Annotated in this window: 21 protein-coding genes; 11 read left to right on the forward strand and 10 right to left on the reverse strand. The window is 72.3% G+C overall.

Going from position 1 to position 24,991, the window contains the following annotated elements:
* Position 1 precedes the first annotated feature (1 nt).
* Positions 2–901, reverse strand: a complete 900-nt coding sequence (locus ACIBHY_RS35280; RefSeq protein ID WP_397254449.1) for an alpha/beta fold hydrolase — start codon at positions 899–901, stop codon at positions 2–4.
* Positions 902–974: 73 nt separating this feature from the next.
* Positions 975–2,024: a glucose 1-dehydrogenase gene (locus ACIBHY_RS35285; protein WP_397308954.1), complete on the reverse strand. Its 1,050-nt coding sequence runs from the start codon at positions 2,022–2,024 to the stop codon at positions 975–977.
* Between the two features lie 124 nt (positions 2,025–2,148).
* On the opposite strand from ACIBHY_RS35285, the gene ACIBHY_RS35290 reads away from it, so the two are divergent.
* Complete coding sequence (locus tag ACIBHY_RS35290; protein WP_397308955.1) at positions 2,149–2,733, forward strand: TetR/AcrR family transcriptional regulator; 585 nt, start codon at positions 2,149–2,151, stop codon at positions 2,731–2,733.
* A gap of 7 nt (positions 2,734–2,740) precedes the next feature.
* Here the strand turns inward: ACIBHY_RS35290 and ACIBHY_RS35295 are convergent, their stop codons facing one another.
* Entirely contained in the window at positions 2,741–3,925 is a 1,185-nt protein-coding gene (locus ACIBHY_RS35295; protein ID WP_397308956.1) for a serine hydrolase domain-containing protein, read from the reverse strand.
* 138 nt (positions 3,926–4,063) lie between these two features.
* Between ACIBHY_RS35295 and ACIBHY_RS35300 the strand changes: the two genes are divergently transcribed.
* A complete protein-coding gene (locus ACIBHY_RS35300) occupies positions 4,064–4,696 on the forward strand; it encodes a TetR/AcrR family transcriptional regulator (protein ID WP_397254457.1) in 633 nt (210 codons plus the stop codon).
* A gap of 78 nt (positions 4,697–4,774) precedes the next feature.
* Complete coding sequence (locus tag ACIBHY_RS35305; RefSeq protein WP_397308957.1) at positions 4,775–6,385, forward strand: carboxylesterase/lipase family protein; 1,611 nt, start codon at positions 4,775–4,777, stop codon at positions 6,383–6,385.
* A 2-nt stretch (positions 6,386–6,387) separates the two neighbouring features.
* Here the strand turns inward: ACIBHY_RS35305 and ACIBHY_RS35310 are convergent, their stop codons facing one another.
* A complete protein-coding gene (locus ACIBHY_RS35310; RefSeq protein WP_397254821.1) occupies positions 6,388–6,936 on the reverse strand; it encodes a GrpB family protein in 549 nt (182 codons plus the stop codon).
* 80 nt (positions 6,937–7,016) lie between these two features.
* On the opposite strand from ACIBHY_RS35310, the gene ACIBHY_RS35315 reads away from it, so the two are divergent.
* On the forward strand, positions 7,017–7,412 hold the full coding sequence (locus ACIBHY_RS35315) for a hypothetical protein (RefSeq protein ID WP_397254461.1): 396 nt from the start codon (positions 7,017–7,019) through the stop codon (positions 7,410–7,412).
* Here ACIBHY_RS35315 and ACIBHY_RS35320 read toward each other — a convergent pair.
* The 3 genes from ACIBHY_RS35320 to ACIBHY_RS35330 are packed head-to-tail and all read right to left on the reverse strand — an operon-like array spanning position 7,390 to position 10,177.
* Complete coding sequence (locus ACIBHY_RS35320; RefSeq protein ID WP_397105666.1) at positions 7,390–7,668, reverse strand: antibiotic biosynthesis monooxygenase; 279 nt, start codon at positions 7,666–7,668, stop codon at positions 7,390–7,392. The two genes, ACIBHY_RS35315 and ACIBHY_RS35320, sit on opposite strands and share 23 nt — an antisense overlap.
* Positions 7,665–8,258 carry a DUF2867 domain-containing protein gene (locus ACIBHY_RS35325; protein ID WP_397254462.1) on the reverse strand — a complete coding sequence of 198 codons (594 nt, stop codon included), beginning with the start codon at positions 8,256–8,258 and terminating at the stop codon, positions 7,665–7,667. Before ACIBHY_RS35325 ends, ACIBHY_RS35320 begins: the two co-directional genes overlap by 4 nt.
* Entirely contained in the window at positions 8,255–10,177 is a 1,923-nt protein-coding gene (locus ACIBHY_RS35330; protein WP_397308958.1) for a fumarylacetoacetate hydrolase family protein, read from the reverse strand. The genes ACIBHY_RS35325 and ACIBHY_RS35330 overlap by 4 nt, the downstream gene beginning before the upstream one ends.
* Positions 10,178–10,234: 57 nt before the next feature.
* Here ACIBHY_RS35330 and ACIBHY_RS35335 point away from each other — a divergent pair, with 57 nt between their 5' ends.
* Entirely contained in the window at positions 10,235–10,828 is a 594-nt protein-coding gene (locus ACIBHY_RS35335; protein WP_397254465.1) for a TetR/AcrR family transcriptional regulator, read from the forward strand.
* Between the two features lie 127 nt (positions 10,829–10,955).
* Here the strand turns inward: ACIBHY_RS35335 and ACIBHY_RS35340 are convergent, their stop codons facing one another.
* Positions 10,956–12,881 carry a glycosyl hydrolase family 8 gene (locus ACIBHY_RS35340; RefSeq protein WP_397254467.1) on the reverse strand — a complete coding sequence of 642 codons (1,926 nt, stop codon included), beginning with the start codon at positions 12,879–12,881 and terminating at the stop codon, positions 10,956–10,958.
* A 112-nt stretch (positions 12,882–12,993) separates the two neighbouring features.
* Positions 12,994–13,302: a hypothetical protein gene (locus tag ACIBHY_RS35345; RefSeq protein WP_397254469.1), complete on the reverse strand. Its 309-nt coding sequence runs from the start codon at positions 13,300–13,302 to the stop codon at positions 12,994–12,996.
* Positions 13,303–13,440: 138 nt separating this feature from the next.
* On the opposite strand from ACIBHY_RS35345, the gene lanKC reads away from it, so the two are divergent.
* Both lanKC and ACIBHY_RS35355 read left to right on the forward strand, forming a co-directional pair.
* Complete coding sequence (lanKC, locus tag ACIBHY_RS35350; protein WP_397308959.1) at positions 13,441–15,987, forward strand: class III lanthionine synthetase LanKC; 2,547 nt, start codon at positions 13,441–13,443, stop codon at positions 15,985–15,987.
* A gap of 152 nt (positions 15,988–16,139) precedes the next feature.
* Entirely contained in the window at positions 16,140–17,492 is a 1,353-nt protein-coding gene (locus tag ACIBHY_RS35355) for an MFS transporter (RefSeq protein ID WP_397308960.1), read from the forward strand.
* Positions 17,493–17,541: 49 nt separating this feature from the next.
* Here ACIBHY_RS35355 and ACIBHY_RS35360 read toward each other — a convergent pair whose 3' ends face one another.
* Positions 17,542–20,445: a BTAD domain-containing putative transcriptional regulator gene (locus tag ACIBHY_RS35360; RefSeq protein WP_397308961.1), complete on the reverse strand. Its 2,904-nt coding sequence runs from the start codon at positions 20,443–20,445 to the stop codon at positions 17,542–17,544.
* Between the two features lie 205 nt (positions 20,446–20,650).
* Here ACIBHY_RS35360 and ACIBHY_RS35365 point away from each other — a divergent pair, with 205 nt between their 5' ends.
* The 4 genes from ACIBHY_RS35365 to ACIBHY_RS35380 all read left to right on the forward strand — a co-directional run bounded on the left by ACIBHY_RS35365 (position 20,651) and on the right by ACIBHY_RS35380 (position 24,962).
* Complete coding sequence (locus ACIBHY_RS35365; RefSeq protein ID WP_397254477.1) at positions 20,651–21,655, forward strand: sugar ABC transporter substrate-binding protein; 1,005 nt, start codon at positions 20,651–20,653, stop codon at positions 21,653–21,655.
* On the forward strand, positions 21,652–23,133 hold the full coding sequence (locus ACIBHY_RS35370) for a sugar ABC transporter ATP-binding protein (RefSeq protein ID WP_397308962.1): 1,482 nt from the start codon (positions 21,652–21,654) through the stop codon (positions 23,131–23,133). Before ACIBHY_RS35365 ends, ACIBHY_RS35370 begins: the two co-directional genes overlap by 4 nt.
* Positions 23,130–24,062, forward strand: coding sequence for an ABC transporter permease (locus ACIBHY_RS35375; protein WP_397254481.1), 933 nt, complete (start codon positions 23,130–23,132; stop codon positions 24,060–24,062). Before ACIBHY_RS35370 ends, ACIBHY_RS35375 begins: the two co-directional genes overlap by 4 nt.
* A 75-nt stretch (positions 24,063–24,137) precedes the next feature.
* Entirely contained in the window at positions 24,138–24,962 is an 825-nt protein-coding gene (locus ACIBHY_RS35380; RefSeq protein ID WP_397254483.1) for an SAM-dependent methyltransferase, read from the forward strand.
* Positions 24,963–24,991: the final 29 nt, after the last annotated feature.

The raw sequence follows: 24,991 nt of genomic DNA on the forward strand, positions 1-24,991 counted from the left end.
GTCAGTGCCCCTTTTCCGCGCGCCGGACCAAGGCGGCGATCCGCGCGGCCAGATCGGGCCACAACTGCCTCGGGAAGTTGTGGCCCATGCCCTCGACCACCACGAGCTCGGCCCCCGGCACGGCCGCCGCCGTGGCCTTCCCGCCGCTGACGTCGAACATCACGTCGTCGGCGCCGTGGATCACCAGCGTGGGCGCCACGACCTCCCGCAGCCTGTCGGTACGGTCCCCCGAGGCGATCACCGCCACAGCCTGACGCGCCATCCCGGCCGGATCCCAGCCCCGGTCGTAGACCCGCTCGGCCCGCTCCCGCGCCCCGGCCAGGTCGGGCTCGAACCCCGGCGACCCGAGCACGCTCATCGCCCTGACGGCCTGGTCGGCGTACTCCTCCCGGTTGGCAGGCGGCGCGCCGCCGCCCATCGCGCGCAGCGCCTCGGCGTTCGAGCGTCCCACGGAGGGGTCGCCGGTCGTGGACATCATGGAGGTCAGCGACCGGACCCTGCCGGGGTGCTCGATCGCCATCGTCTGCGCGATCATCCCGCCCATCGAGGCGCCGGCGACGTGGGCGCTGCCCAGCCCGAGCGCGTCCAGCAGGCCGGCGCAGTCGGCGGCCAGGTCGGACAGCGTGTAGGCGACCGCGGACAGGTCTCCGGCCATGGCCGCGGCCACATCGGGAACGGGCGCGTCGCGCAGGTGTGTCGAGTGCCCGCTGTCCCGGCCGTCGAACAGAATCACGTACAGGCCGCGGGCGACCAGTTCGGCGACGAGACCGCTCGGCCAGGACACCAGCTGGCCGCCGATGCCCATGATCATCAGCAGGGGCGGGTCGTCGGGGTCGCCGTGGCGCTCGTAGGCCACCTCAAGGCCCGCGGGCCCCACGTTCAGCGCCTTTTCCTCAGCCATCGGCTTCCCTTCAGAATGACCCGGGGAAAAGCTAGCAGCATTCCGCCTGGAGTTTTCGGCTTCGGAAAGGGCGTTACTTCTCGAAATCGAGGACCACTTTGATGTCGTCGCCGGGCTCGAAGGCCTCGTGCGCGCGCTCCAGCGGGATCCGGCGGGTGATCAGCCGTTTCAGCCAGCCGTGGTCGGCTTCGGCGAGCGCCGTGGCGGCCTGCTCGTAATGGTGGCGATTGGCGTTGACCGACCCGAAGATCAGGTCGTTCTCCAGCACGATATTGCGGTTGAGCGTACCGGCGTCGACCCGCAGCGGCCGGCCGGTCGGCGTGACTCCGGTGAGGCAGACGATGCCCGCCGGGCCGTTGGTCGTCATCACGCCGACGGCCACCTCGGAGACGCCGGTCGCCTCGACGACGATGTCCGGGGCGATCCGCTCGGCCACCTCGATCACGTCGCCGGTGTGGTACGTGCCGCCGAGGTCGCGGACCAGCACCGGCTTGAGCCCGTCGGTGACCCGGTCGAACACGTGCACCTCCAGGTCGCGCCGCCGGCCGAACAGCGCCGCCAGCAGCCCGATCGGGCCGGCGCCGGTGACCAGGACGGTACGCGGGCCGTACCAGGCGCGTGTGCCGATGCGCTCGATCTGGTCCCACACCTTGGCCAGTACGGTGGCCGGCTCCATGAGCACGCCGACCTCCTCCAGGGACGGGGCCAGCTTGACGGCGTAGTCGATCTCGACGGTCCACAGCTCTGAGCCGAAGCCGTCGATCTCCTTGATGCCGCGCTCGGTGTAGCGGCCGTTGCGGCACATGTCGAACTCGCCGTGCGCGCAGGCGCCGCACGGCTCCGGGTCGGGGCGGCGGACGATGCCGACCACCAGGTCGCCCGCCAGGAAGCCGCTGCGCTCCGGCGCCTGGCGGACCCGGCCCAGGCTCTCGTGGCCGAGGATCAGCCGGTCGCGGCCGGGCGGGGCCCAGCCGTACTCGCCGTCCGCGATCTCGCGGTCGGTGCCGCAGACGCCGAGCGCGATGGCCTCGACCAGCAGATCGTTCGCGCCGGGGACCGGGTCGGGCACGTCCTCGACGCGCAGGGAGCCGGTGGCGCCGGGGGCGATGGTGAGTGCACGCATGAGCCTGTCCTTGTCCGTTCGCGGGGTTCGACCCGATAACTGCCCGCCATCTGCCCTTTGTGCGGTCAAGGACGCCAAGACTTGGCACAGGCCTGGGCCGGGACCTGCCGTACGATGCGGAGCTATGCCGAAGGTGGTCGATCACGACGCGCGCCGCGAGGAGCTGATCGCGGCGACCTGGCGGACCATCCGCAGGCTCGGGCTGGCCGGCACGACGACGCGGGAGATCGCCAAGGAGGCCGGGTACGCGCACGGGCTGCTCGCCTACTACTTCCCCGACAAGGACGCCATCCTCGAGGCCGCGCTTGAGCGCGCGTACGCGGTGGCCCGCGAGCGGCTCGGCGCGCGCATGGCCGGGCGCTCCGGCCGCGACGCGGTGCGCGAGGTGCTGCTGGCGGCGCTGCCGATCGGCGCGGCGAGCGTGGAGACGCAGGTGCTGGTCCTGTCGTGGGGCTCGATGGTGACCTCGCCCGCGCTTCGGGAGCGGCGCTTCGCCAGCTTCCGCGAGTGGCGCGACACGGTACGCCTGCTGGTGCGTATCGCGATCGCGGTGGGCGAGATGAGCGGGGAGAAGGAGCCGGAGGAGATCGCCGACGCCCTGGTGGCGGTGGTGGACGGGCTGACGCTGCACGGGGTCATGAACCCCGGGGAGTACCCGCCCCACCGGCTGATCGCCACGCTCGACAACGTGCTCGACCGCTACAGCTAGCCGGCTTCTATCGTGCCGAGTCGCTCAGGGCGCAGAGGATTCGCGGCGCCACCTGCTTGATCAGCACCAGCTTGTCCAGGCCGGGATGGGCGTTCACGCCGAAGGTCACGGTCGCGCCGCCGTCGTCCAGCGCGGCGGCCAGCGTGCGGTAGCCGGGGAAGCTGCCGCCGTGGCCGTACCAGGTGCGCTCGCGCGCGCAGCCCTGAGCGGCGCCGAGGGTGTCGGCGAACAGGCCGAGGCCCGCCCGCGCGCCCGGCCACATGCGGGCCGGGTCGGCGGGGACCAGCGTCTTCATCCGCGCCAGCTGGGCGGCGGGGACGACCCGGCCGGCGAGCAGTTCGCGGTAGAAGCGGTTCAGGTCGGGGGCGGTCGAGATGAGCGCGCCGGCGGCGTGGGCGGTGGTGGGGGTCCAGCGGGTGACGTCGTGCCACGTGCCGTCGTCGTTGAGGTAGCCCTTGGCGTGCGGGCCGCGGATGGTGGTGCGGGTTCCGGGCCAGTAGGTGTCGCGCAGCTTCAGCGGCCTGATGATCCGGTCGGTGACGAGGTCGCCGAACGGCCGGCCGGTGACCTTCTCGGCGATCTGGGCGGCGATGACGTAGCCCGTGGAGGAGTAGGCCCAGCCTGGCGGGCGGGGCAGCTTGAGTCCGGCGGCGACCAGTTCGGCCGGGGTGAGCTTGGTGAAACGCTGCTCCTCGGTGAGCCGCTCGGCGAAGTCGCCGAGCCTGGCCTCGTGGGACAGCAACTGGCGTACGGTCACGCCGGGCGGCGGCTCGGGCAGATAGCGCGAGACCGGGGCGTCGAGGTCGATCCTGCCCTCTGCGGCCAGTTGCAGGACCACGGCGGCGGTGAACGTCTTGGTGACGCTGCCGACCCGGAAGCGGTCGCCGGGCCGCATCGGGCGGGCGCGCTCGCGGTCGGCGAGACCGGCGGCCAGGTTCCAGGTGCCGCATCGGGTGCCGGAGACGGTCGCGGCCAGGCCGGGGATCTTCGTCTCGCGGACGACCCGGTCCAGGGTCGCCCGGACGTCGGCGCGTACGTCCGCGCAGGCGGCGGGCGAGACCGCCGCCGCCCCGGCCGCCGGGGCGGCCGTCCCGGCGGCCGGGGCGGTGGTCAGGGCGGTGGTCAGGGCGGTGGTCAGGGCGGTGGTCAGGGTCGCGGCCAGGGCGATGGGGAGGAGGGCGAGGGTAGGCATGCCGTCGATCCTCACGGCCGGGGCGCCGCCGCACGATCGGCCGTCCGGCCATGGTGAGCCCTTCGGGGAGCGGGGGCCGTCTCCTCCTTCAGAAGGGGCCGCGCCGGGGTGACGTACGACCGTGGAAGGATTGAGGTCGTGAGCGCGGAGGGGAAGCGGCAGGCGAAAGGCACGGGCGGCGCGGCTCCCAAGCGGGGGTCCAAGGCCACGCAGAGCCGGGCGGCGACCGAGGCGGCGCTGATGGCGGCGGCGCTGCGGCTGCTGGAGCGTGACGGGGTGCTGGCCGGGCTCAGCCTTCAGGCGGTCGCCGACGAGGCCGGGGTCAACCGCGGCCTGATCCACCACTACTTCGGCAGCCGCCAGGCGTTGCTGCGCGCGGCGCTGGAGGCCAGGAAGAACGCCGGGGAAGTGCCGTTCGAGCAGGTACGCGAGGACGCCCCGGCCGACAAGGAGGCGTGGTCGTTCGAGGCGCATGCCCGGGATTCGAGCTATGCCCGGGTGGTGGCGCTGCTGGCGCTGGACGGGGACGAGGAGTTCGCGCCCATGCCGTACGTGGAGAGCCGCCTGGCCGATCTGCGCCGCGAGAGCGACGAGGGCCGGCTGCCCCAGGACGTGGATCTGGCCGCGATCTTGGTCATGTGGGACAGCTTTTTCTACGGATATTTCGTCATGCGTACGGCTCTCGCCCGGCAGCTCGGCGTGACCCCCGAGCAGCTCGATCAGCGTGTCGTCGGCACCTACAACCGTCTGACCGGCCGCGACAACGGTTAGCGTTTCGCTAAGTAAGGGATTGACCGGCGGTCTCGCCATGTGTTCCGATTTAGCGAAACGCTAATATCTGGAGGACGGATGAGGACGACCCTCGCTTTGCTCACCGCCGCCCTGACCCTCAGCGCCGCCGCCCCACCGGCCGCCGCGAGCCCACCGGTGAACGCGCAGGTCCAGGCCCAGGGACGGGTGGACGTGCGCACCGACAAGGGCAAGGTCAGGGGTGTCACCGACGGCCGGGTCAACCGGTTCCTGGGCGTGCCCTACGCCGCCCCGCCGGTGGGGGCGCTGCGCTGGGCGTCGCCGCGGCCGGCCGTACCGTGGAAGGGGGTGCGGGACGCGGCGGCGTCGGCGCGCAGATGCCCGCAGTCCCCGCAGATGGGCGGGGGCGACAGCGGCGTGGAGGACTGCCTCTACCTTGAGGTGACCGCCCCGGCGAAGCCCGGCAAGCGGCCCGTGGTGGTGTGGTTCCACGGTGGCGTGGGGATGTCGGGCGCGGCCTCGGAGTACAACGCGAACAGGCTGGTCGCGGGCGGTGACGTCGTGGTCGTGTCGGCCGCCTTCCGCATCGGGATCCTGGGCGGGCTGCAGCATCCCGCGCTGGACGCCGCCTCCGCCGCCGGCGACTCGGGCTTCTGGGGCACCGAGGACCGGATCGCGGCGCTGCGCTGGGTGAAGGCGAACATCGCCGCGTTCGGCGGCGACCCGGGCAACGTCACGATCGGCGGGCAGTCGGCCGGGTCGACCGCGGTGTGCGGGCTGCTGGCCGCTCCCCCGGCGGCCGGGCTGTTCCACCGGGCGATCCTGCAGAGCGGGCCGTGCAAGCTGCGGTGGGCGAAGAACTCCCTGTTCGAGGGCACTCCGGCCAACGACGGGCGGCCGCGCACCCACAAGGAGACGCTGCCCGGCAACCTGGCCACCGCGGCCAAACTGGGCTGCGCCGACCGGGCGGGCGCGGCGGCGTGCCTGCGCGGGCTGAGCGTGGAGAAGATCCTCCAGGTGCAGGCCGGCGACTTCGAGGCCGGCGGCGGATCAGGCTCCGCGTTCCTGCCGAAGGGCGACGTGTTCGGCGACGGGCGGTTCAACCGGGTGCCGGTCCTCATCGGGGCCACCAAGGACGAGAGCCGCCTGTTCATGGTGTGGCGCTTCGACGGCGCGGACCCGTCGAAACCGCTCACGGCCGCCGAGTACCCGGTGAAGGTGCGCGAGAGCTTCGGCGCCGACGCCCCGAAGGTCCTGCGCCGCTACCCGCTGTCCGGCGGGGTGCGGCCGGCCGAGGCACTCGGATCGGCGTACACCGACCACGGCTGGTTCTGCTCGACCGTGACCACGGCGCGGGCCATGGCCGGGAAGGTCCCGGTGCACGCCTTCGAGTTCGCCCAGTCGGTCGGCGACTATCCCGGGCTCACCTTCCGGCCTGGCGCCTGGCACGGGGCGGAGCTGCAGTATTTGTTCGACATGCCGGGCGCCAAGCCGATCTCGGCCCCGGCGCAGAAGCGGCTGGCCGCCCAGATGATCGGCTACTGGTCGAACTTCGCCAGGACCGGTGACCCCAACGGGCGCGGCCTGCCGTACTGGCCGAGGTCGAAGGCGCGTGGCGGGACGGCGATGTCGATCAGCGCGGACGATCCGGGCCCGCGGGATGTCGGCAAGAGCCACAACTGCGGCTTCTGGGACCGGCTCGCCCGGTGACGTCAGACGCCGGCCCGGGCGAGGATCGACTCCACGACCCGGGTCTTGGCGTCGGCGTAGTTCTGGACGTACTTCCAGGTGCGCCCGGCGAGGTCGCGTTTGGTGTCCGCGTACAGGTCGCGGTCCTCGTCGTGCGTACGCAGCCAGTCGCGAAAGCCCAGCATGCGGCGCACCTCCAGGCAGCCCTCCGGCAGCACGTGCAGGTTGACCGGCATCTCGCCGCCGGTCAGCTTGAGCACGCGGTGCTCGTACCACTCCGGCTCGCGGATCGTCAGGACGTAGCCGAGCGACTCCAGCGCCGGGACGTACGCGGCCTCGCCGGCCGGGTCCTCGACGATCAGGAGCATGTCGAGGATCGGCTTGGCCGGCAGACCGGGCACCGACGTGGACCCGACGTGCTCCAGCCTGACCTCGCCGAGGGCGGCCAGGATGTCATCGGCCAGGCGTTCGAAGCGGACCGGCCAGGCCGGGTCGTAGCCGGCCAGGTGGATGTGATCATTGTGGACGGGCGGGGTCGTGACGTGGGCTCTGGCGATCTCTTCGTCGGACATGTTCACGCATGACATCCTGCCCGTTCCCGGAGGAACCGGCGTAAAGCGTTGTGCAAGCGGCCCCCGCTAGCTTGCCGATCGTGCACCCTCTCCCCCACATGGCCGCCGTGGCCAGGACCGGGCTGATCACCGGCCTGATCTCCACCGTTCCCGCCGTCGCCCTGCTGGTCGTCGCGCTGACCGCCGATCCGCGCAGCGGCATCGGGTACTTCTACTTCCTGGCGCCCATGATCACGCCGTTCGCGTTTCTGGTCGGCCTGGTGATGCTCGCCGCCCGCGGCGGCGCGCGCCAGGCCGGCGGCGCCGTGGCGGGCAGCGTGCTGATCGTGCTGGTGGCCTACGCCGTCACGGCGCTGATGACCGACGAGCCACGGACGATGCTCACCTTCTTCGTGCTGCCCCTGGGCGCCGCCGCCCTCTTCCCGCTCGCGTTCGTGACGGGTGTCTGGCTGGTCAGGGCGCCACGAGGCGGATGATCTCGCGGGGCCGTACCTCGCGCTCGTCGTAGGCGAGATCCACGTCGGCCGCCTGGACCGCGGCGAGCGAGGCGGTGAACGCCGCCTCCGACTCCCACTCCACGATGGACACCACCGCGTCGCCGGCCAGCCAGCACGTGGCCGACAGGCAGCCGGGCGCGCGCCGGAACTCCGCCGCCACCGCCTGGACGCGGGCGACGAACTCCTCCCGGTGCTCGGCGCTCGGGTAGTGGTGTCCGATCATGCCGACCTTCATGAGGATCTCCTTCGACTCGGGTCTTCGGGTGTTCGCCAGCCCCGGCCGATCTTCCTGACCAGGGCGGGATCCACGATCAGGTGCCTGAACGGCCTGATCGCGAGCATGTAGGCCCGGCCGAACAACCCGTTCGGCTTCACCAGGACGGCCATCTGGCCGCGGTGGCCGCCACGGCCGTCCGGGACCCAGGCGATGTGCATCACCGTGTGCACGGTCCTGTTCGCCATCTCCGACGCCCACTCGGTGTCGGTCTGGAAGACCGAGGTGAACGGCACCGCGCGCAGGTCGGGACCGCGCCTGGCGAGCAGGTGCTCCGGCAGCCGTCCGCGCAGGGATCGCACGCGCGAGCCGATCCCGGCGGCGCGGCGGTCCCAGCCGAGCAGCGCGCCGATCTTCCAGCGGAGGGCGAAGAGCGCGCCCGTGAGACCGGAGAAGCCGCCAGGGCGCGTGGACATCTGGCGCACGAGCACGTCCAGGTCGCCGGGGCCGCCGGGGGTCGGCAGCGCCCAGACGTCCTCGACCCGGAAATCGGGCGCCACCTCGTGGATGTGCCAGGCGTGCTTCGTGTGCTCGGTGTCCGGGATTCTCATGCGCGCGCCCATTCGGCCATCAGCGCGAACAGCGCGATGCGGTCGAGCACCGGCTGCTCGGGGTCGAGCTCGCGGTAGCGCTGGTAGACGTTGACCACGACCCGCTCGGCGTCCAGCCAGGCGGCGTACTCGCCCAGGTCGATGCCGAAGGCGGCCTCGCGCACGTCCAGGCCCTTGGCGTGGGCGGCGTCGGCGTGCGCGACGACGTGGCCCAGGTAGTCGCGGACGGCGCGGATCCCGGCGGCGTCGGTCACCGGCCCGTGGCCCGGCACCACGGTGGGCGCGTCGAGGGCGAGCATCGTGTCGCAGGCGGCGACCCAGTTGGCGATCGGGCCGCCCCACACGATCGGCGTGCACCCGACGAACAGCAGGTCGCCCGCGAACAGCACCCCGGCGTCCGGCACGTGCACGACCGTGTCGGCCCCGGTGTGCGCGGGGCCGAGGTCGAGCAGGCGCACCTCGCGTCCGCCCACGTCGAGGGTGAGCCGCCGCTCGTAGGTCTGGTCGGGGCCGCGCAGCCTGATCCCGCCGAAGTCGAACGCGCCGAACCTTTCACGCAGGTACGGCGTGAGCACCGGCCCGAGATCCATGATCTGGAGCGCCGCGGTCATCTCCGGGGCCATCTCGGTACGCATCTCGTGGGCGGTGCCCTCCGCGGCGATGACGCGGACCGAGCCGGGCAGCAGCTGGCCGCCGTGGGTGTGGTCGCCGTTGGCGTGGGTGAGCACGTGGTGGGTCAGCGGGTGGCGGTCGGTGACCTGCCGCAGGCCGTCCAGCATCTCGGCGGTGTGCCGCAGGTCGTAGAGCGTGTCGACGAGCAACGACGCGCCGTCGCCGGCGACCAGTCCGGCGTTGCTCATGCCGAAGCCGCCGTCCGGCAGCAGCCACGCCCACACCCCGTCGCCGACCTGGTGCGGCCCCTTCGTGTACGGCACCTTCGTGCTCGGCGCGCGGTTGGCCCGCGGCCTGGGCGGACCGGCGGCGGGATCGGGTCTGGCGGGCAGCGGATGCGGGGCCGTACCGGCGCGGACGGTCTGGCGGATCTCGCCGAGCCCCTCGGCGCGCAGCGTCACCACATCGCCGTCCTTGAGCCAGCCGCGGAAGGCGGCGAGGTCGGCGAAGCTGAGGTGCTCGATCAGGCAGCAGCCGGGAACGGTGCCGGAGCCGAAGACGTCGCCCGGCCGGAGCTCGACGCCGCGCGAGGCGTAGGCGACGACCTCGCCGAACGTCCAGTCCATGGCGTCGGTACGGCCCGCCCCCACCAGCTCCCCGTTGACCTCGGCCCGCACCTCGAGCGCCGGCCGCCCGCCGGGGCCGAAGGGCAGCTCGTCGGGCGTGACCAGCCAGGGCCCGAGCGTGGTGGCGCCGTCCTTGCCCTTGGCCTGCCCGATCTTGAGCTGGCCTTCGAGTGCCTGTAGGTCACGGGCGCTCCAGTCGCAGAACAGCGTGTAGCCGGCGATGTGCTCCACGGCCTGCTCGGGCGTCAGGTCGCGCCCCGGCACGCCGATCACCGCGCCGATCTCCAGCTCGAAGTCGAACCAGGCGCTGCCCGGCGAGACGCTCACCTCGTCGCGGGGCCCGATGACGGTGGCCGGGTTGGCGAAGTAGAAGGCGGGGATCTGGTACCAGGTCGGCTCCAGGGTCTCGGTGCCGCCCATGGCTCTGAGGCAGCCGCGCATGTGGTCGAGGAAGCACAGGCAGTCGCGGATGGACGGCGGTCTGGGGATGGGCGCCTTCAGCGTGAGCTCGGCGAGCGGGGTGACCTGGGCGGGCTCGGCGAGTGCCCGCTCGCCCGCCTGCCGCAGCGACGGGCCGAGCAGGTCGATCAGGCCCGTGCCGGCGGGCAGGGCGTGGACCTGGTCGCCGTTGACGACGCCGACCCGGTCGCCCTCGGCCGACGCGTAGGTGACGAAGCGCAAAATGACCTCCTGTGTTGGCCAGCATAGAGTATGATTGCTAGCATAGAAGGAGGCACGGTGACAACACGTCGAGAGCAGACCAGCCAGGAGAGCCGCGAGCTGATCCTGGCGGCGGCGGCCGAGCTGTTCGCGGAGAAGGGCTACCGGCAGACCACGTTCGCCGACGTGGGCGAGCGCTCCGGGATCAGCAGGGGGTCGATCCCCTGGCACTTCGGCAGCAAGGAGGGGCTGCTGCTGGCCGTTCTCGAACGCTCGCTGGAGGAGCTGCGCGCCGGGCTCGGCGAACCCCCCGAGCGAGTGGAGACGGCGCTCGACCTGCTGGCGGAGGGCGCGGGGGCGCTGTTCGCGCTGCCCACGGGCAGGCTCTTCGTCAACCTGCTGGTGGAGGCGCTGGAGCCGGGCTCACCGATCCAGGGGCGCTACGTCGAGATGCACGAGGCGCTGCGCGCGCACGGCCGGCGGGTGCTGGATCGGTTGCCGCTGCCGGCCGGACTGTCGGCCGAGGGGCTGTCGATCCTGCTCGTCGGGGCCGTCATCGGCGTGCACCAGCAATGGCTGCTGGCCCCCGATCGCGTCGACTACCCGGAGGCGCTGGCCGCGCTGCGTGCGCTGATGGCGAGAGCGGTGCTTCCGGGCCCTGCACAGGAGTGATGCGGGTGATGCCACCCCTCGGCGCAAGGGTGATGCCACCCCGGCGCGGGGGTGAAGGCGCCCGTGCCGCGCCGGGGTGGAGCGGGGTGGCGGCCGGTCGGGCGGGCCGGCCGGCCGCCGGGGTGCGTCAGGGCACCCAGTGGTTGTGCGTGGCCGTGATCATGACCTGGAGCTGGATGCTCGCCGCAAAGTAGCTGCTGCTGTCGATCGGCGTGGCCAGCATCTTGTTCCAGAGCGCGTCCAGCCAGGCCTGGCTGCCGGAGTCGGTCATCGCCGCCACCGCGAACGGGGCGAAGAACGAGGCGTCGCTGCCGGAGGAGATCTGCGTGCCGTTGAGCTTGTAGCCCATGGCGATCTTGCCGGGGTCGCCGCCGGTCTTGGACTTGACCCAGGTGTTCAGTTTGCGGGCGGCCGTGAGCGACTTGGCGTCGCCGCTGGTCACCGCGTCGGCGCCGATCCGCCAGGGCACGCGGCAGGAGTTCCACCAGTACTGGCCGTCGTTCGCGTGCTCCAGCACCTTTCCGGGCGCCGGGCGCGGCGAGGTGTTGGTGTCGACCACGAAGTCGGGCAGCAGGCCGGTGTTCGGGGCGTAGGTGGACTGCAGGGAGGCGATCACGTTCTGGTGCGCGTTGCGCACGGTGTCCCAGGTGGAGTCGCCGGTGGCCTTCTTGAAGGCGCGGAAGTGGTCGGCCATCCAGTCCGAGGCGCGCGAGACGTAGTAGCGATGGTCGCTCGGCGTGCTCCAGTCGCCCAGCTTGAGCAGGTTCGTGGAGGGGTTGAGCTCATCCTTCTTGATCGCGTTGATGTGCCGCACGGCGAGGTTCTTGTAGTTGTAGGTGCCGTTGCTGCCCCACTGCCGGTCGGCCAGGAGCAGGCCGTAGGCCACGTCCATGTCGCCGTCGGTGGCGCCGTCGCTGCCGTTGACGCTCTGGCAGGCCTCGTTCTGCTCGGCGGCCAGCAGGTCGGGGTTGATCACCGACGGGTGGTCGATCATCCACTTGGTCAGGCCGTCGAAGATCTTCTTGGCGTCCGGGTCGGCTCCGGCCATGGTCGCCGCGATCACCATGCCGTAGCCCTGGGCCTCGGCCACGTACGGGTGGTCGGCGTCCGGGGAGTAGACCTGGTACCAGCCGTTGCCGCAGTTCTGCCGGAGGAAGGCGGTCTTCCACCGCTTGTAGTAGTCGATCACCTTCTGGTCGAGCGTCGCCTGGGCGCCGGAGGGCTTCAGCATGCCGGAGGCGTAGGGGAAGGCGTGGCTGCCGAACGGTACGGCGGGGCCGCCGCCGCCCGCCTGGGTAGTGGCGGTGACGGGGCCGCTCGCGGGCGAGACGTTGCCCGCGGCGTCACGGGCCTTGACCGTGTAGGTGTAGCTCGTGCTCGCGGTCAGGCCGGTGTCGGTGAACGTGGTGCCGGTGGCGGTGTCGACCAGGGTGGCGCCCCGGTAGACCTCGTAGCCGGTGACGCCGACGTTGTCGGTGGCGGCGTTCCAGGCCAGGGAGACGCTGGTGGAGGTGGTGGCGGTGGAGCGCAGGCCGCCGGGGGTGCTCGGCGGCGTGGTGTCGCCGCCGGAGGAGAACGAGCCGTAGGTCTCGAACTCCCAGAGCGAGTAGCCGTAGGTGGTGCCGCGGGCGGTGCCGTACATGCGGATATAGCGCCCGCTGCCCGACAGGCCCGTCAGGTCGTCGGTGGCGCCGTTGCCGGTGGTGGTGGAGTAGATGTCGGTCCAGGTCGAGCCGTTGGGCGAGGTCTGGATTTTGTACGACTTGCCGTAGGCGGCTTCCCAGCTCAGCTTGACGCGGGAGATGGTCGCCGTGGCGCCGAGGTCGATGGTGACCGATTCGGGGTCGTGGCCCTCGGCGCTGGCCCAGCGGGTGCTCGTGCTGCCGTCCACCGCCTTGGCCGCCTCGAAACCGGCGCCTTCGATGGACGAGGCGGTCGCGGGCCTGTCGCGGGAGATCAGGGTGTCGGCCGCCGAACTGGCGGCGGCGGGATGGGCGGCGAGGGCTGCGACCATGGCCGCGGCGGCGGCCATGGCTCTGACAACGTGGGGCATCAGCGGGGTCCTTGGGGGGTGAGGTTCGGACGACGCCTTAGTTAGGAATGTTTCCTAACTTGTAGGGACAGTAAAGAACCTTCGCCCGCTTGGCAAGAGCCCCCTCGCGCGATCAGCAGGGATAGAGGCCGCGCCCCTGCCGGTGGGAGGCGTTTCCGTACAGGAGGTTCTTCCGCTCGTTGGCCTTGATCGTGTAGGGGCCGGGGTCCGGCCAGTTGGGGACGTCCACACAGACCTTCTTCGCGTATCCGCACTCGTTGACGACCTTCACGTACCGGAAGAAGTTGGCGGAGCCGCCGCTGTACCACCCCTCGTGCTGGACGTTGCACGCCGACGCCGCCGCCGAGACGTCAGCCTGCGCCGGAGCCGCGATCGACAGGGAAACCAGCGCCGCGGCGCCGAGGAGAACCTTCTTGAGCATGACTGACTTTCCTTTCTGGGAGTTACGCGGCGAAACGTTAGGGACGCGGGATTCGCGGGAGATATGAGCGCCTCATATCGAGCTCATAGCGGCGGCGTGCAGGCTCTAGCCAGCCGATCACCGCCGAGGGGGACACCAATGATCGAGTGGGAGCATCTCGCGCTCTTCTGCCAGTCGGACCCCGACTTCTTCGCCCGCCCCGACCGGATCGCCGACACCGCGGAGCGACTCGCGCACCGCGAGCCGCCGGAGCACTGGGAACGCACCGAGAAGGACCTCTGGGTACGGCTGCGCCCCGCCTACCGCCCGCTCAAGCGGACCGGCTGGAAGATCCACGTCGCGGTGACGCCCGGCGACGCCGACCACGCCTGCGCGATCGTCTGGGACTACTGCGTCGAGCGCGACATCCCGTTCAAGTTCCTGCGCAGCCGCCGCGCCGTCCAGCTGCTGAACGGCAAGTACGCCGACCGCTCGGCCAGCGGCAAGACCATCACCATCTACCCGGCCGACGACGAGGAACTGGCCGAGGCGCTGGAAACGCTCGGCCGCCTGCTCAAGGGCATCACCGGCCCGTACGTCCTCAGCGACCTCCGGATCGGCGAGGGCCCGCTGTTCGTACGCTACGGCGCCTTCACCAAGCTCACCTGCGTCGGCGAGGACGGCGAACCGGTGTCCGGCAGGCTCGACCCGGACGGCCGGATCGTCCCCGACGTACGCGAGGCCCGGTTCGTCCTGCCCGAGCGGGTCAAGGTGCCCGAGGTCCTGACCCCGCACCTGGAGGCCCGCCACGGCGGGAGCGCCGACTTCCCCTTCGCCGTCGAGAGCGTCATGCACTACTCCAACGCCGGCGGCGTCTACCTCGCCACCCGGAAGGGGACGGACGAGCGCGTGGTCCTGGTGGAGGCCCGGCCGCACGCCGGTCTCGACCGCAACGGCCGCGACGCGGTCGCCCGCCTCCAGGTCCAGCGCGACATCCTGCGGCGGCTGGACGGCCTGCCCTGCGTGCCCCGCCTGCTCGGCCACCACCTCGCCTGGGAGCACCACTTCCTGGTCGAGGAGCACGTCGAAGGCCTGAGCCTGTTCGATGAGATGGTCCGACGCTACCCGTACGCCCACAACACCTACGGCCCGCCGGAGCCCGAGGTCAGGGCGTACACCGAATGGGCCGCCGAGATCGTCGGCAAGATCGGGCACGCGCTGGAGCGGATCCACGAGCGCGGCGTGCGCTACGGCGACCTGCACCCCGGCAACGTCATCGTCCGCCCCGACGGCGAGATCGTGCTGGTCGACTACGAGTACGCCCGCGACCTCGACGACACCACGATCCTGGACGGCGGCGCGCCCGGCTTCCACGCGCCCGCCGGGGTGAGCGGCGCCGCCGCCGACCGCTACCAGTTGGAGTGCGTACGCGTCTGGCTCCACCTGCCGATGAACATGCGGCCGGAGCACACCCCCGCCCAGGTCCGCCGAGCGATCGGCACGGTGACCGATCTGTTTCCCGTGGACGAGACGTTCGCCGCGCAGACGGCCGCCGGGTTCGGGCTGACCGGGGACGGCCCCGCCCCCGACGTGGCCGACCGGCTGCTGGGCGACGGGGAGATCTCCTGGCCTGCCGTACGCGACTCGCTGGTGGCGGGGATCATGGAGAGCGCGGACTTCTCCCGCGACGGCGCGCTGTTCCCCGGCGGCCCGCAGCAGTTCGCCACCGGCGGCTTCACGCTGGCCTACGGGGCGGCCGGGGTGCTGCTCGCACTGCACCGGGTGGGCGCCGAGGTGCCGGCGTCCTTCGCCGACTGGATGGCCGCCCAGGCCCTGCGCAGCCCGGACGCCAAACCCGGGCTGTACGACGGCCTCCACGGCGTCGCCTACGTCCTGGACGAACTCGGTTACACCGACGTCGCGCTGAAGGCGCTGGAACAGGCGCGGGCGGCCGAGGACCGGGTGGCGACCGCGGGGCTGCTCAGCGGCGGCGCGGGCCACGCGCTCAACCTCCTGCACTTCGCCCACCGGACCGGCGACGACACGCACCTGGCCGGCGCGCTCGCCATCGGCGAGCGGCTGGCCGGGCTCACCGACGACCGGAAACCCGCAGAAGGAGGACTGATCCGCGGCATGTCGGGGGTGGCGCTCTGCTTTCTGCGGCTGTTCGAGACGACGGGCGGGGACGTGTGGCTGGACCGCGCCCGCGCCGCCCTCCAGCAGGACCTCGACCGAGGCGAGGTCCTGGGCGGCGACACCTTCCACCTGGTCGACCACGGCACCCGGCGGCGCAACATCCTCTACGTCGAGGGCGGCAGCGCCGGGCTGGCGATCGTCGCCCACGAGTACCTGCGGCACCGGCAGGACGAGGCGCTGGCCGCCGCCGTCACCGGGGTGCGGCGCGGGTGCCGGGCGCCGTTCACCCGGGGGCCCAGCCTGTTCCGCGGACGGGCCGGGTTCATCGCGACGCTCGCGCACCTCGGCCATCCGGGCGACCACGACGTGCTCATGGCACACGTGCCGAGGCTGGCGCTGCACGCGCAGCCGTACCGGGGGCACCTGGCCTTTCCGAGCACCAAGCTCCTGCGCCTGTCCATGGACGTGGCGTCGGGATCGGCGGGCATCCTGCTCGCCCTGAACTCCGCGTTCCGAGGGGGCAGGTCCTTTCTGCCCTTCCTCGGGACCGGGACCACAGAAGGGAGGTGACCACCATGGCCGAGATTCTCGCCCTGCAGTCCGAGGCCCCCAAGCGGGGGGACAGCCACTGCATCAGCATCACGACCGACTAGTTCGAGTCCGGCAGGCCGCCGTCGAAGACCGTTCGACGGCGGCCCGCCGCTGTCCAGGGAAGGAGCGCGATGAAGGAGCTGCTGCTCGACCGGACCTACCGCCGCCTCTGGCTCGGGCAGAGCGTCTCGCTGGCCGGCGACTACCTGTTCACCACCACGATGGCGCTGTGGATCGGCACCGTCCTGCTGCGCGACCAGCCGTACGCGCCGAGCGCGACCGCGGCGAGCCTGATCATCGTGGCCGTGGTGACGGTGGCGGGCGCTCCGGTCGCCGGAGCGCTGGTCGACCGCTGGGACAAGGTACGCGTCGCCAGGACCGCCGACGCCGTCAGGACGCTGATCGGCGGCGGCTTCGCGATCCTGGCCTGGCTGTCGGGCTCCCTGCCCGTCGGGCTCACGCTGGCCCTGTGCGGGCTGGCCCTGGCCGGGCAGTCCGCGGCGACGCAGTTCTTCAACCCCGCGCGCATCGTCATCCTCAGCGACGTGGTCTCCGAGGACCGGCGCGAGCAGGCGGCGAGCTTCGCGCAGGCGAGTTCCGCGATCGCGATGATCGCCGGTCCCGCGCTGGCCGGCGCCCTGTTCGCCGCCGCGGGCCCCGGCGTCTGCTTCGGCCTCAACGCGGCCACCTTCGCCTGCTCCTTCCTCGCCCTGCGCGGAACCCGCGTGCCCATGACCGAGACCCGCGAACGCCACCTGGGCCGGGAGATGCTCGCGCCTCTGGGCCTCATCGCCCGCGACCGCACGCTGCGGGCCGTCCTCGGCGCCGGCGTGATCGTCATGCTGGGCGCGAGCGCGTTCGGCTCGCTCAACGTCTTCTTCGTCAGGGAGAACCTGAGCGCCGACCCGGCCTGGTTCGGCGTGATCAGCTCGGCGCTGGGCGCGGGCATCCTCACCGGCGCGCTCGGCTCCGCCGCGCTCCACACGCGGCTGGGCAAGGAGCGGCTGTTCGCCGCCGGCCTGCTGCTGTGCGGTCTCACCTGCCTGCTCTACGCGCGCCTCGACAGCGCGCCCCTCGCCGCCCTGGTCATCTTCGGGTACGGCGTCGCCGGCGGCATCGTCGAGACCGTGATGTCGCCCATCCTGCTGGCCGCCACCGGCCGGGACCATCTCGCCCGGGTCCTGTCGGTCTTCACCTCGGCCCTGCGCGTGGCCTCGATCACCTCACTGGGCCTGGTGGGCTGGCTGGCCGGGGGGCGGGGCCGTATCGACCTCATCCTGCTCGGAGCGGCCGTGATGTTCCTGCTGGCCGGCGCGCACGCGGCCCTCTACCTGCGGCGGCCCGGCCCGAGGGCCGGGCCGGCGCCTAACACCACTCGTGGTCGCCCGGGCATTCGCCGGCGACGACGGTCTGGGCGGGGGGCGAGTGCGGCGGTTCGAGGTGAGCCGCCGCGGCACTGCCTCCGAGCACTACGGCGACGCTGATCAAGAGTGCGGAAAGACGGCGCTTCATCGTCATGTCCTCCAGGACGGGTTAGGTGAGGTTGAGTGCCTTCTCCAGCCAGGGCTGGGCGCCCAGGCGTCGGAAGGCGGTGATGGCGAGGTCAAGGTGCTCGTTCGCGTCCTCGCCGCCCAGGCGGGCGAGGGCGAGGTGGGCACGTCCGGCGAGCAGGAGGTCCCCGAGCCGGTCGGCCCCCGCCACGGACGAGGCGAGCGTCTCCCTGCCGAGGGGCCCGTCCACGTCCGCCAGCGCCTCCCCCAGGCTCAGCAGCACCCAGGCCTCGCCGATCTGGTCGCGCTGCTCCCGGGTGAGCCGGAGGGCGAGCCTGCCCGCCTCGACGGCTTCGAGGTTCTTCCCCAGCTCGTGATAGGTGTCGGCCAGACGCTTGGTCAGCAGGGCCTTCGTGCGCCTGCCCAAGGGGTGGGCCAGTGCTCGCACCAGAGGCCCTTCGGCCTGGTCCGGGCGGCCCACGGTGGTGTGGTGGTAGGCGATGCTGCCGAGGGTCACCGCCTCCGCGGTGGTGTCGCCCACCCGCTCGAAGACGGCGACCGCCTTCCACAACTCGGCCACTGCGCCCTCGTGGTCGCCCCGGTAGCCGCGGGTGACGACGTCATAGCGGCGGGTGAGGGCCAGGCCGTACTCGTCGCCGACCTCCTCGAAGATCCGCGTGGCCGCCGCCAGCGTGGTCTCGGCCTCGGTGAACTGGCGGCGCTGGTTGTGGATCTCGCCGCGCGACAGCAGCATCGCGGCCTCGCCGCGCCGGTCCCCGGTCTCCCCGCACGCGGCCAGCGCCGCGTCCACGACCGTTCGCCAGTCGTCGAAGTAGCCGGACATCTCGTAGAGGTAGACCGGGGTGGCGGCCAGTTCCCAGGCCAGGCCGGCCCAGCCGAGACGGGCCGCCTGGGTGACGAAGGCGACCACGGTCGCGCGTTCCGCGTCGAGCCAGGCCATCGGGTCGGCGTCCAGCTGGGGCGGGGGTTCCAGGTGGTGGCGTGGCGCCGTACCCCGGAGGATCATGAGGTCGTGGCGGGGATACTCGTGCCCGCGCGCATGCTCGGCCAGGGCGAGCAGGCCGCCGATCGCGCGGGTGAGGGCCTCCGCGCGCTGTTCCCGGCTCTCCTCCGCCTCGGCCCGCTCGATCGCGAACAGGCGGACCAAGTCGTGCATCGTGTAGCGGCGCTGCCCGCTGGCGTCGCGCCGGGCGGGCTGGAGCATCTGGGCGTTGGCCAGTTCCTCGCACAGCTCCTCCGCGCCGCGCAACGACGTGTGAAGGAGCGCGGCCAGGGTCCAGGGGGCCAGGTCTCTGACGCCCTGGAGCAGGCCGATCCGCCGGAAGGCCAGCCGGGCGGTCTGCGGCAGGTCGAGGTAGCTCAGCTCGAAGGTGTTGCGCAACTGCTCCTCGTCCTGGCGCAGCTCGTTCAGGCGGTGGCGCTCGGCGCGCAGGCTGCCGGTCAGCTCGCCCAGGGACCACGCGCTGCCGACGGCCAGTTTCGCCGCCGCGATGCGCAGCGCGAGCGGGAGGCGGTCGCACAATTCGGCGAGCGTGGACAGCTCCTCGCCGTCGGCGTCGTCCTCGACCCGTCGCCGCCCGGCGATGCGGCGCAGCAGCAGCCGCGCGTCGGCGGGCGGCAGCACCTCCAGCGTGAGCGGCCGCGCGCCCTCCTGGACGACGAGTCCGCCGAGCCGCTTGCGGGAGGTGACGATGACGCGGCAGGTGCCGGAGCCGGGCAGGAGCGGGCGGACCTGGTCGGCGGAGTGCGCGTTGTCCAGCACGACCAGCAGCCGCCGGCCGACGAGCATGCTGCGGTAGAGGGCCGTGCGCTCGGCGAGGCTCTGCGGTATCCGGCGGCCCGGCACCCCGAGCGCCCGCAGGAACCCGTCCAGCACGCTCTCCGGCGCGGCCGGGCGGCTGCCGCGGGTGAATCCGCTCAGGTCCGCGAACAGCTGCCCGTCGGGGAAGCGCTCGGCCCGGCGGTGCGCCCAGGCCATGGCGAGGGCGGTCTTGCCGATGCCGCCCACCCCGCTCACCACACTGACGCGGACGGCGTCGTCACCGCTGTCCAGCAGACCGTCCATCTCTTCCAGCTCCGCCTGCCTGCCGGTGAACGCGAAGGCGGCGGGCGGAAGCTGCGAGGGCCGTACGTCGGCGACCTCGCGCTCCGGCTCACGGGTGACGGGATCCTCCAGGAGGATCATGTTGTGCACCTCGCGCAGGCGCGGGCCGGGCTCCAGGCCCAGCTCGTCGACCATGAGCCTGCGTCCCTCGTCGTAGACGGCCAGCGCGTCGGCCTGCCGTCCGGAGCGCGACAGGGAGAGCATGAGCTGGGCGCGGGCACGCTCCCGCAGCGGGTGCTCGCCGACGAAGCTCCTGAGCTCGCCGGTCAGCTCCCGGTGGTGGCCCAGGTCCAGCTCCAGCTCGACGCACTCCTCCAGCGCGGCCAGGCGCAGTTCCTCCCACCTGCCGGCCGCGTTGAGGAGCGCGGAGCTGGTGATCCCGCCGAGCACGGGGCCGCGCCACAGCTTGAGCATCGCGCGGAACATGGCCGCGGCCTGGCCCGGCCTGCCGCCCGCCGCCTCCCGGCGGGCCGCGGCGAGCCCTTGCTCGACCGTCAGCGCGTCCAGGGCCAGCGTCCGGGGAACCCGGTAGCCGCCCGCGACGGTCTCGATCAGCGCCGGGTCTCCACCGGCCTTGCGCAGCGCGCCGCGCAGGGCCGAGATCGCCGCGGCCACCTGCCCGCGTACGGAGGAGGGCGGCGCGTCCTCCCACACCAGGTCGACCAGGCGGCCGGTGCTCACCGTCTGCCCGTTGTGCAGCAGGAGGGTCGCCAGGACCGCCTGCGGCCGCGGACCTCCCACGTGGACGGGCCGGTCGCCGACCGCGACCTCCAGCGGCCCGAGAATCCCGAATCTCGTGCCCGGCTCTCCGCTCAGCGCCACCGGCGCCTGCCGATCCGGCTCGCCGCGGAGGTCAACCCGGGGAAGGTCATCACGCGGCCACTCCTGATCATGGTCTCTCCACTGCCGAGGGGACCGTAACCGTGACCGCTTTCGATCGGTTATCGGTGGGCGAAAGCGCCCGCCGTTCCCTATGATCAAGCTCTCTGGGACGTGCACGTTCGCTGACATGCGAAGGAGACCGTCGATGGTCGCACGCTGGACCGGATTACCCCTGCTCGCGGCGGTGATGGCGTTGGCGGCGGGCTGCGTCAACCCCGACACCGGGGGCGCCCCGACGGCGCAACCGAGTCCCCAGGGCCAGAGCCGCGTCGCGTTCTTCGGCTTCGCGAAGGCGAACTCGTTCACCGCCGCCACGTTCGCCGGCGTCGAGGAGCACGCGAAGTCCCGCAACGCCACGGCCGAGTTCTTCGACCCCAACTTCGACGCGCAGACGCAGGTCCGCCAGATCCAGGACGCGGTCACCTCCAAGCGCTTCGACGTGTTCGTCATCCAGGCCAACGACGGGGCCGCCGTGGTCCCCGCGGTCCGCACCGCCGTACAGGCGGGGATCGCGGTCGTCGTGCAGTTCACCCCGCTCGGCACCCGCTACGACACCGCCGTGCCGCAGGTCGAGGGTACGATCACGCTGATCGACGTGCCCACGGTGAACGGCGCGGCCCTGGCGGAACTGGCCGTGCGCGCCTGCGTGAGCAAGAAGCTGAACCCGTGCGAGATCGCCTACCTGGAGGGCCTGAAGGCGCTCCCGCTCGACAACGCGCGCACCGGCGCGGCCGTCGGGGCGCTGAAGAAGGCGGGAATGAAGATCGTCGCCCAGGTCGAGGGCGGATACACCCAGGACAGCGGGCGCAAGGCCATGCAGGACGTCCTCCAGCGCGCTCCCGGCGTCGACGTCGTCGTCGGCTCCTCCCAGGCGATCGCCGGCGCCGAGGCGGTCGCGAAGGGCAAGCCCATCCTGTACGTCGCCAACGGCGGCTCCCGCCAGACGGTCACCGCGGTCCAGGAGGGGCGCTGGTTCGCCGCCTACTACCTGCCCGTCCGCACCCTCGGCGCCAGGGCCGCCGAGCTGGGCCTGGACAAGGCGCAGGGCAGGCAGGTGCAGGCGGGCAACCTGATGACCGACGTCACGCCGGGCAAGCACCTGGGCACCAAGGAGGTGCTGGCGGGCGTCACCGGCGAGTACGACGAATGACCGGCCCGCTCCTCCTGGAGGGCATCACCAAGAGCTACGCGGGCACGACCGTGCTGCACGGCGTCGACCTGCGCGTCGAGCCCGGACGGATACACGGCCTGGTCGGCGAGAACGGCGCCGGCAAGAGCACGCTGGTCAAGGTGATGTGCGGCGTCACCACGCCCGGCGCGGGGCGGATCGTCGCCGACGGCCGGGCGGTGCGGCTGGACAGCCCCCGGGCCGCGCGGGCGCACGGGATCGCGCTGGTCACGCAGGAGGTGGCGCTGGTCCCCCGGCTCACGGTGCTGGAGAACGTCTTCCTCGGCCGCTGGGCCCACCGGGCGGGATGGTGGCGGCCCCGCGCGGACCGGCTCCTGCTCGACGGGCTGCTGGGCCGTACCGGATTCGCGCTCGACGCGGACCGGCCCGTGCGGGAGCTGCCCGTCGCCGACCAGCAGCGGGTGGAGATCCTGCGCGCGCTGGCGAGCGGCGCGCGGGTGCTGGCCCTGGACGAGCCGACGGCGCTGCTGCCGCGCACCGAGGCGGCGCGGCTGCTGGAACTGCTGGGCACGCTCGCGGCGGACGGGATGGCGATCATGCTGGTCTCCCACCGGCTGGAGGAGGTGCTGTCGGCCTGCGACGTGGTCACCGTGCTGCGCGACGGCCGGCACGTGCTCACGGCGCCGGCCGCCGGGCAGACCCCGCGCTCGCTGGTCCAGCACATGGTCGGGCGCCCGGTCGAGGTCCTCTACCCCGAGCCCGCCCCCGTCGCGGCGGACGCCCCCGTGGTGCTGTCGGCCACCGGGCTGCCCCAGGCGGAACGGCTGGAGGTCCGCGCGGGCGAGATCGTCGGGCTCGCCGGGCTGACCGGCAGCGGCAGGTCGGCGGTCCTGCGGCTGTTGTTCGGCGCCGACCGCCGCACGTCCGGCGACGTCGCCGTCGACGGCCATCCGGTACGGCCCGCCTCCCCCCGCCACGCGATGGCCCGGGGCATGGCCCTGGTCCCCGAGTCCCGCAAGGAACAGGGCCTGGTCCTGGTCCGCTCGCTGCGCGAGAACCTCGCCCTGGCCGGTCTGCCCGCCCGCCAGCGCGCCGGGTTCGTCCGGCGGGCCGCCGAGGCCCGCGAGGTCGGCCGGTGGCTCGACCGCCTCGATGTCAGGGCGGCCGACCCCAAGGGCAGGACCGCAGGCCTGTCGGGCGGCAACCAGCAGAAGGCCATGTTCGGCAAGTGGCTCATGCGCGAGCCCAAGGTGCTGCTGGTCGATGAGCCGACCAGGGGCGTCGACGTCGTGGTGAAGGTGGAGATCCACCGGCTGCTGGTCGAGCTCGCGGCGCGCGGCGTGGCCGTGCTCATGGTGTCCTCGGAGATCGAGGAGGTGCTCGGGCTCTCGCACCGCGTGCTGGTGATGCGCGGCGGCCGGGTGGCCGGCGAGTTCGCGCGCGGCGCCGCGGAGCGCGAGGACGTCATGGAACTCGCCTTCGCCGGGAGGCCGCGATGAGAGTACGCGACTCCGGGATCCTGCTGGCGCTGTTCGCGCTGGTGGTGGCGCTGTCGCTGGCCACGCAGACGTTCCTGACCCAGGGCAACCTGGTCAACCTGCTCGACCAGGCCGTCATCGTGGGGCTGCTGACCTGCGGGATCACCCTGTGCATGATCTGCGGCGTGTTCGACCTGTCGGCGAGCGCGGTGCTGGCGGTCAGCGCCGTCGTGGGTGTGCTGGTCGCGCGCGGCGGCGGGGTGGCGCTGGGGTTCGGCGCGGCGGTGCTCGCGGGTGCGCTGCTCGGGGCGGTCAACGGGGCCGCCGTCGTGCTGCTGCGCGTGCACTCGTTCATCGTGACGCTGGCGCTGAGCATCGTCTACCGAGGGCTTGCGCTGGTCATCACGGCCGGGGCGATCGTGTACCCGGATCCGGCGCGGCTGACGGAGTTTCAGTCGCTGAGCTGGCCCACGGCTCTGGGCGGGGTGACCGTACCGTCGTTGCTGCTGCTCGCCGTCTCGGCGGTGACCTCGCTCGTGCTGTGGCGGACCACGCTCGGGCGGCGCGTGTACGCCGTCGGCGGCAACCCGGAGGCGGCCAGGCTGTCCGGCATCCGGGTGGGGCCGGTGCGGATCGTCGTGTTCACGATCAGCGGGGTCTGCGCGGCGCTCGCGGGTCTGGTGCTGGCGGCCCGCGGCGGATCCGCGCAGGCGAGCATGGGCACGCTGCTGGAGCTCAGCGCGATCGCCGCCGCCGTGATCGGGGGCACCAGCATCCTGGGCGGCGAGGGCGCGATCTGGCGGGGCATGATCGGCGTGCTGATCCTGACGCTCATCGGCAACGGGTTCAACCTGCTCGGATGGGATACGACATACCGGCCGATCGTCGAGGGACTGCTCATTCTTGCCGCCGTCGGCACGGACTACGCGTTACGGCACCGCGAGGAGTAGCCGAAAGATCGCGAATAATGAGTGTTCATACCGTTAGCATCTGTTCATCGGATTGCGCTGATCAAAGGTGTGACGATGAGCAACCCCACGCGCGTGCCCTCCGGGATCAACCCGAACGTGCCCAACGCCGCGCGCATGTACGACTATTACCTCGGTGGCAAGGACAACTTCGCCGCCGACCGCGCGGCGGCCGAGAAGATCATGGCGCTGGGGCCCAGCCGCCAGATCTGCCTGGCCAACCGGTGGTTTCTGGGCAGGGCCGTACGCCATATCGCCAACCTTGGCATCCGCCAGTTCATCGATCTCGGCACCGGGCTGCCCAACCAGAACAACGTGCACGAGGTCGCCCGCCGGATCCACCCGAGCGCGCCCGTGGTCTACGTGGACCACGACCCGGTCGTCATCGTCCACGCGCGGGCGCTGCTGGCCGACGTCGACGGCAACACCGCCATCGCGCACGCCGACATCCGCGAGCCGGGAACGATCCTCGACCATCCCGACGTGAAGCGGCTCATCGACTTCAGCCAGCCGGTCGGGGTGGTGTTCCTCGGCGTGCTGCACTGCATCCCCGACGAGGACGATCCGTACCAGGTGGTGCGGGCCTTCTCCGAACGCATGGCGCCGGGCAGCTACCTGATCGTCTCCCACCTGACCGACGACGCCCATCCCGAGGTGGGGGTGGCCGCCAGGAAGGTGTACGACAAGGCGGACACGCCCCTGCTGCACCGGAGCTTCGCGCAGATCTCCCGCTTCTTCGACGGCTTCGAACTGGTCGAGCCCGGCGTGGTCCACGTGGCGGGCTGGCGGCCGGAGGAGCCGTGGGAGGAGGACCCCGAGGGCAGCGAGTGGTGGTACGTCGGGGTCGCCCGCAAGCCCGCCAATCCTCCCCGCACGCCCTGACCGCCCCTCCCCGCCCATCCTGACCGCCC

Source organism: Nonomuraea sp. NPDC050547, assembly GCF_044457345.1.
Lineage (GTDB): Bacteria > Actinomycetota > Actinomycetes > Streptosporangiales > Streptosporangiaceae > Nonomuraea.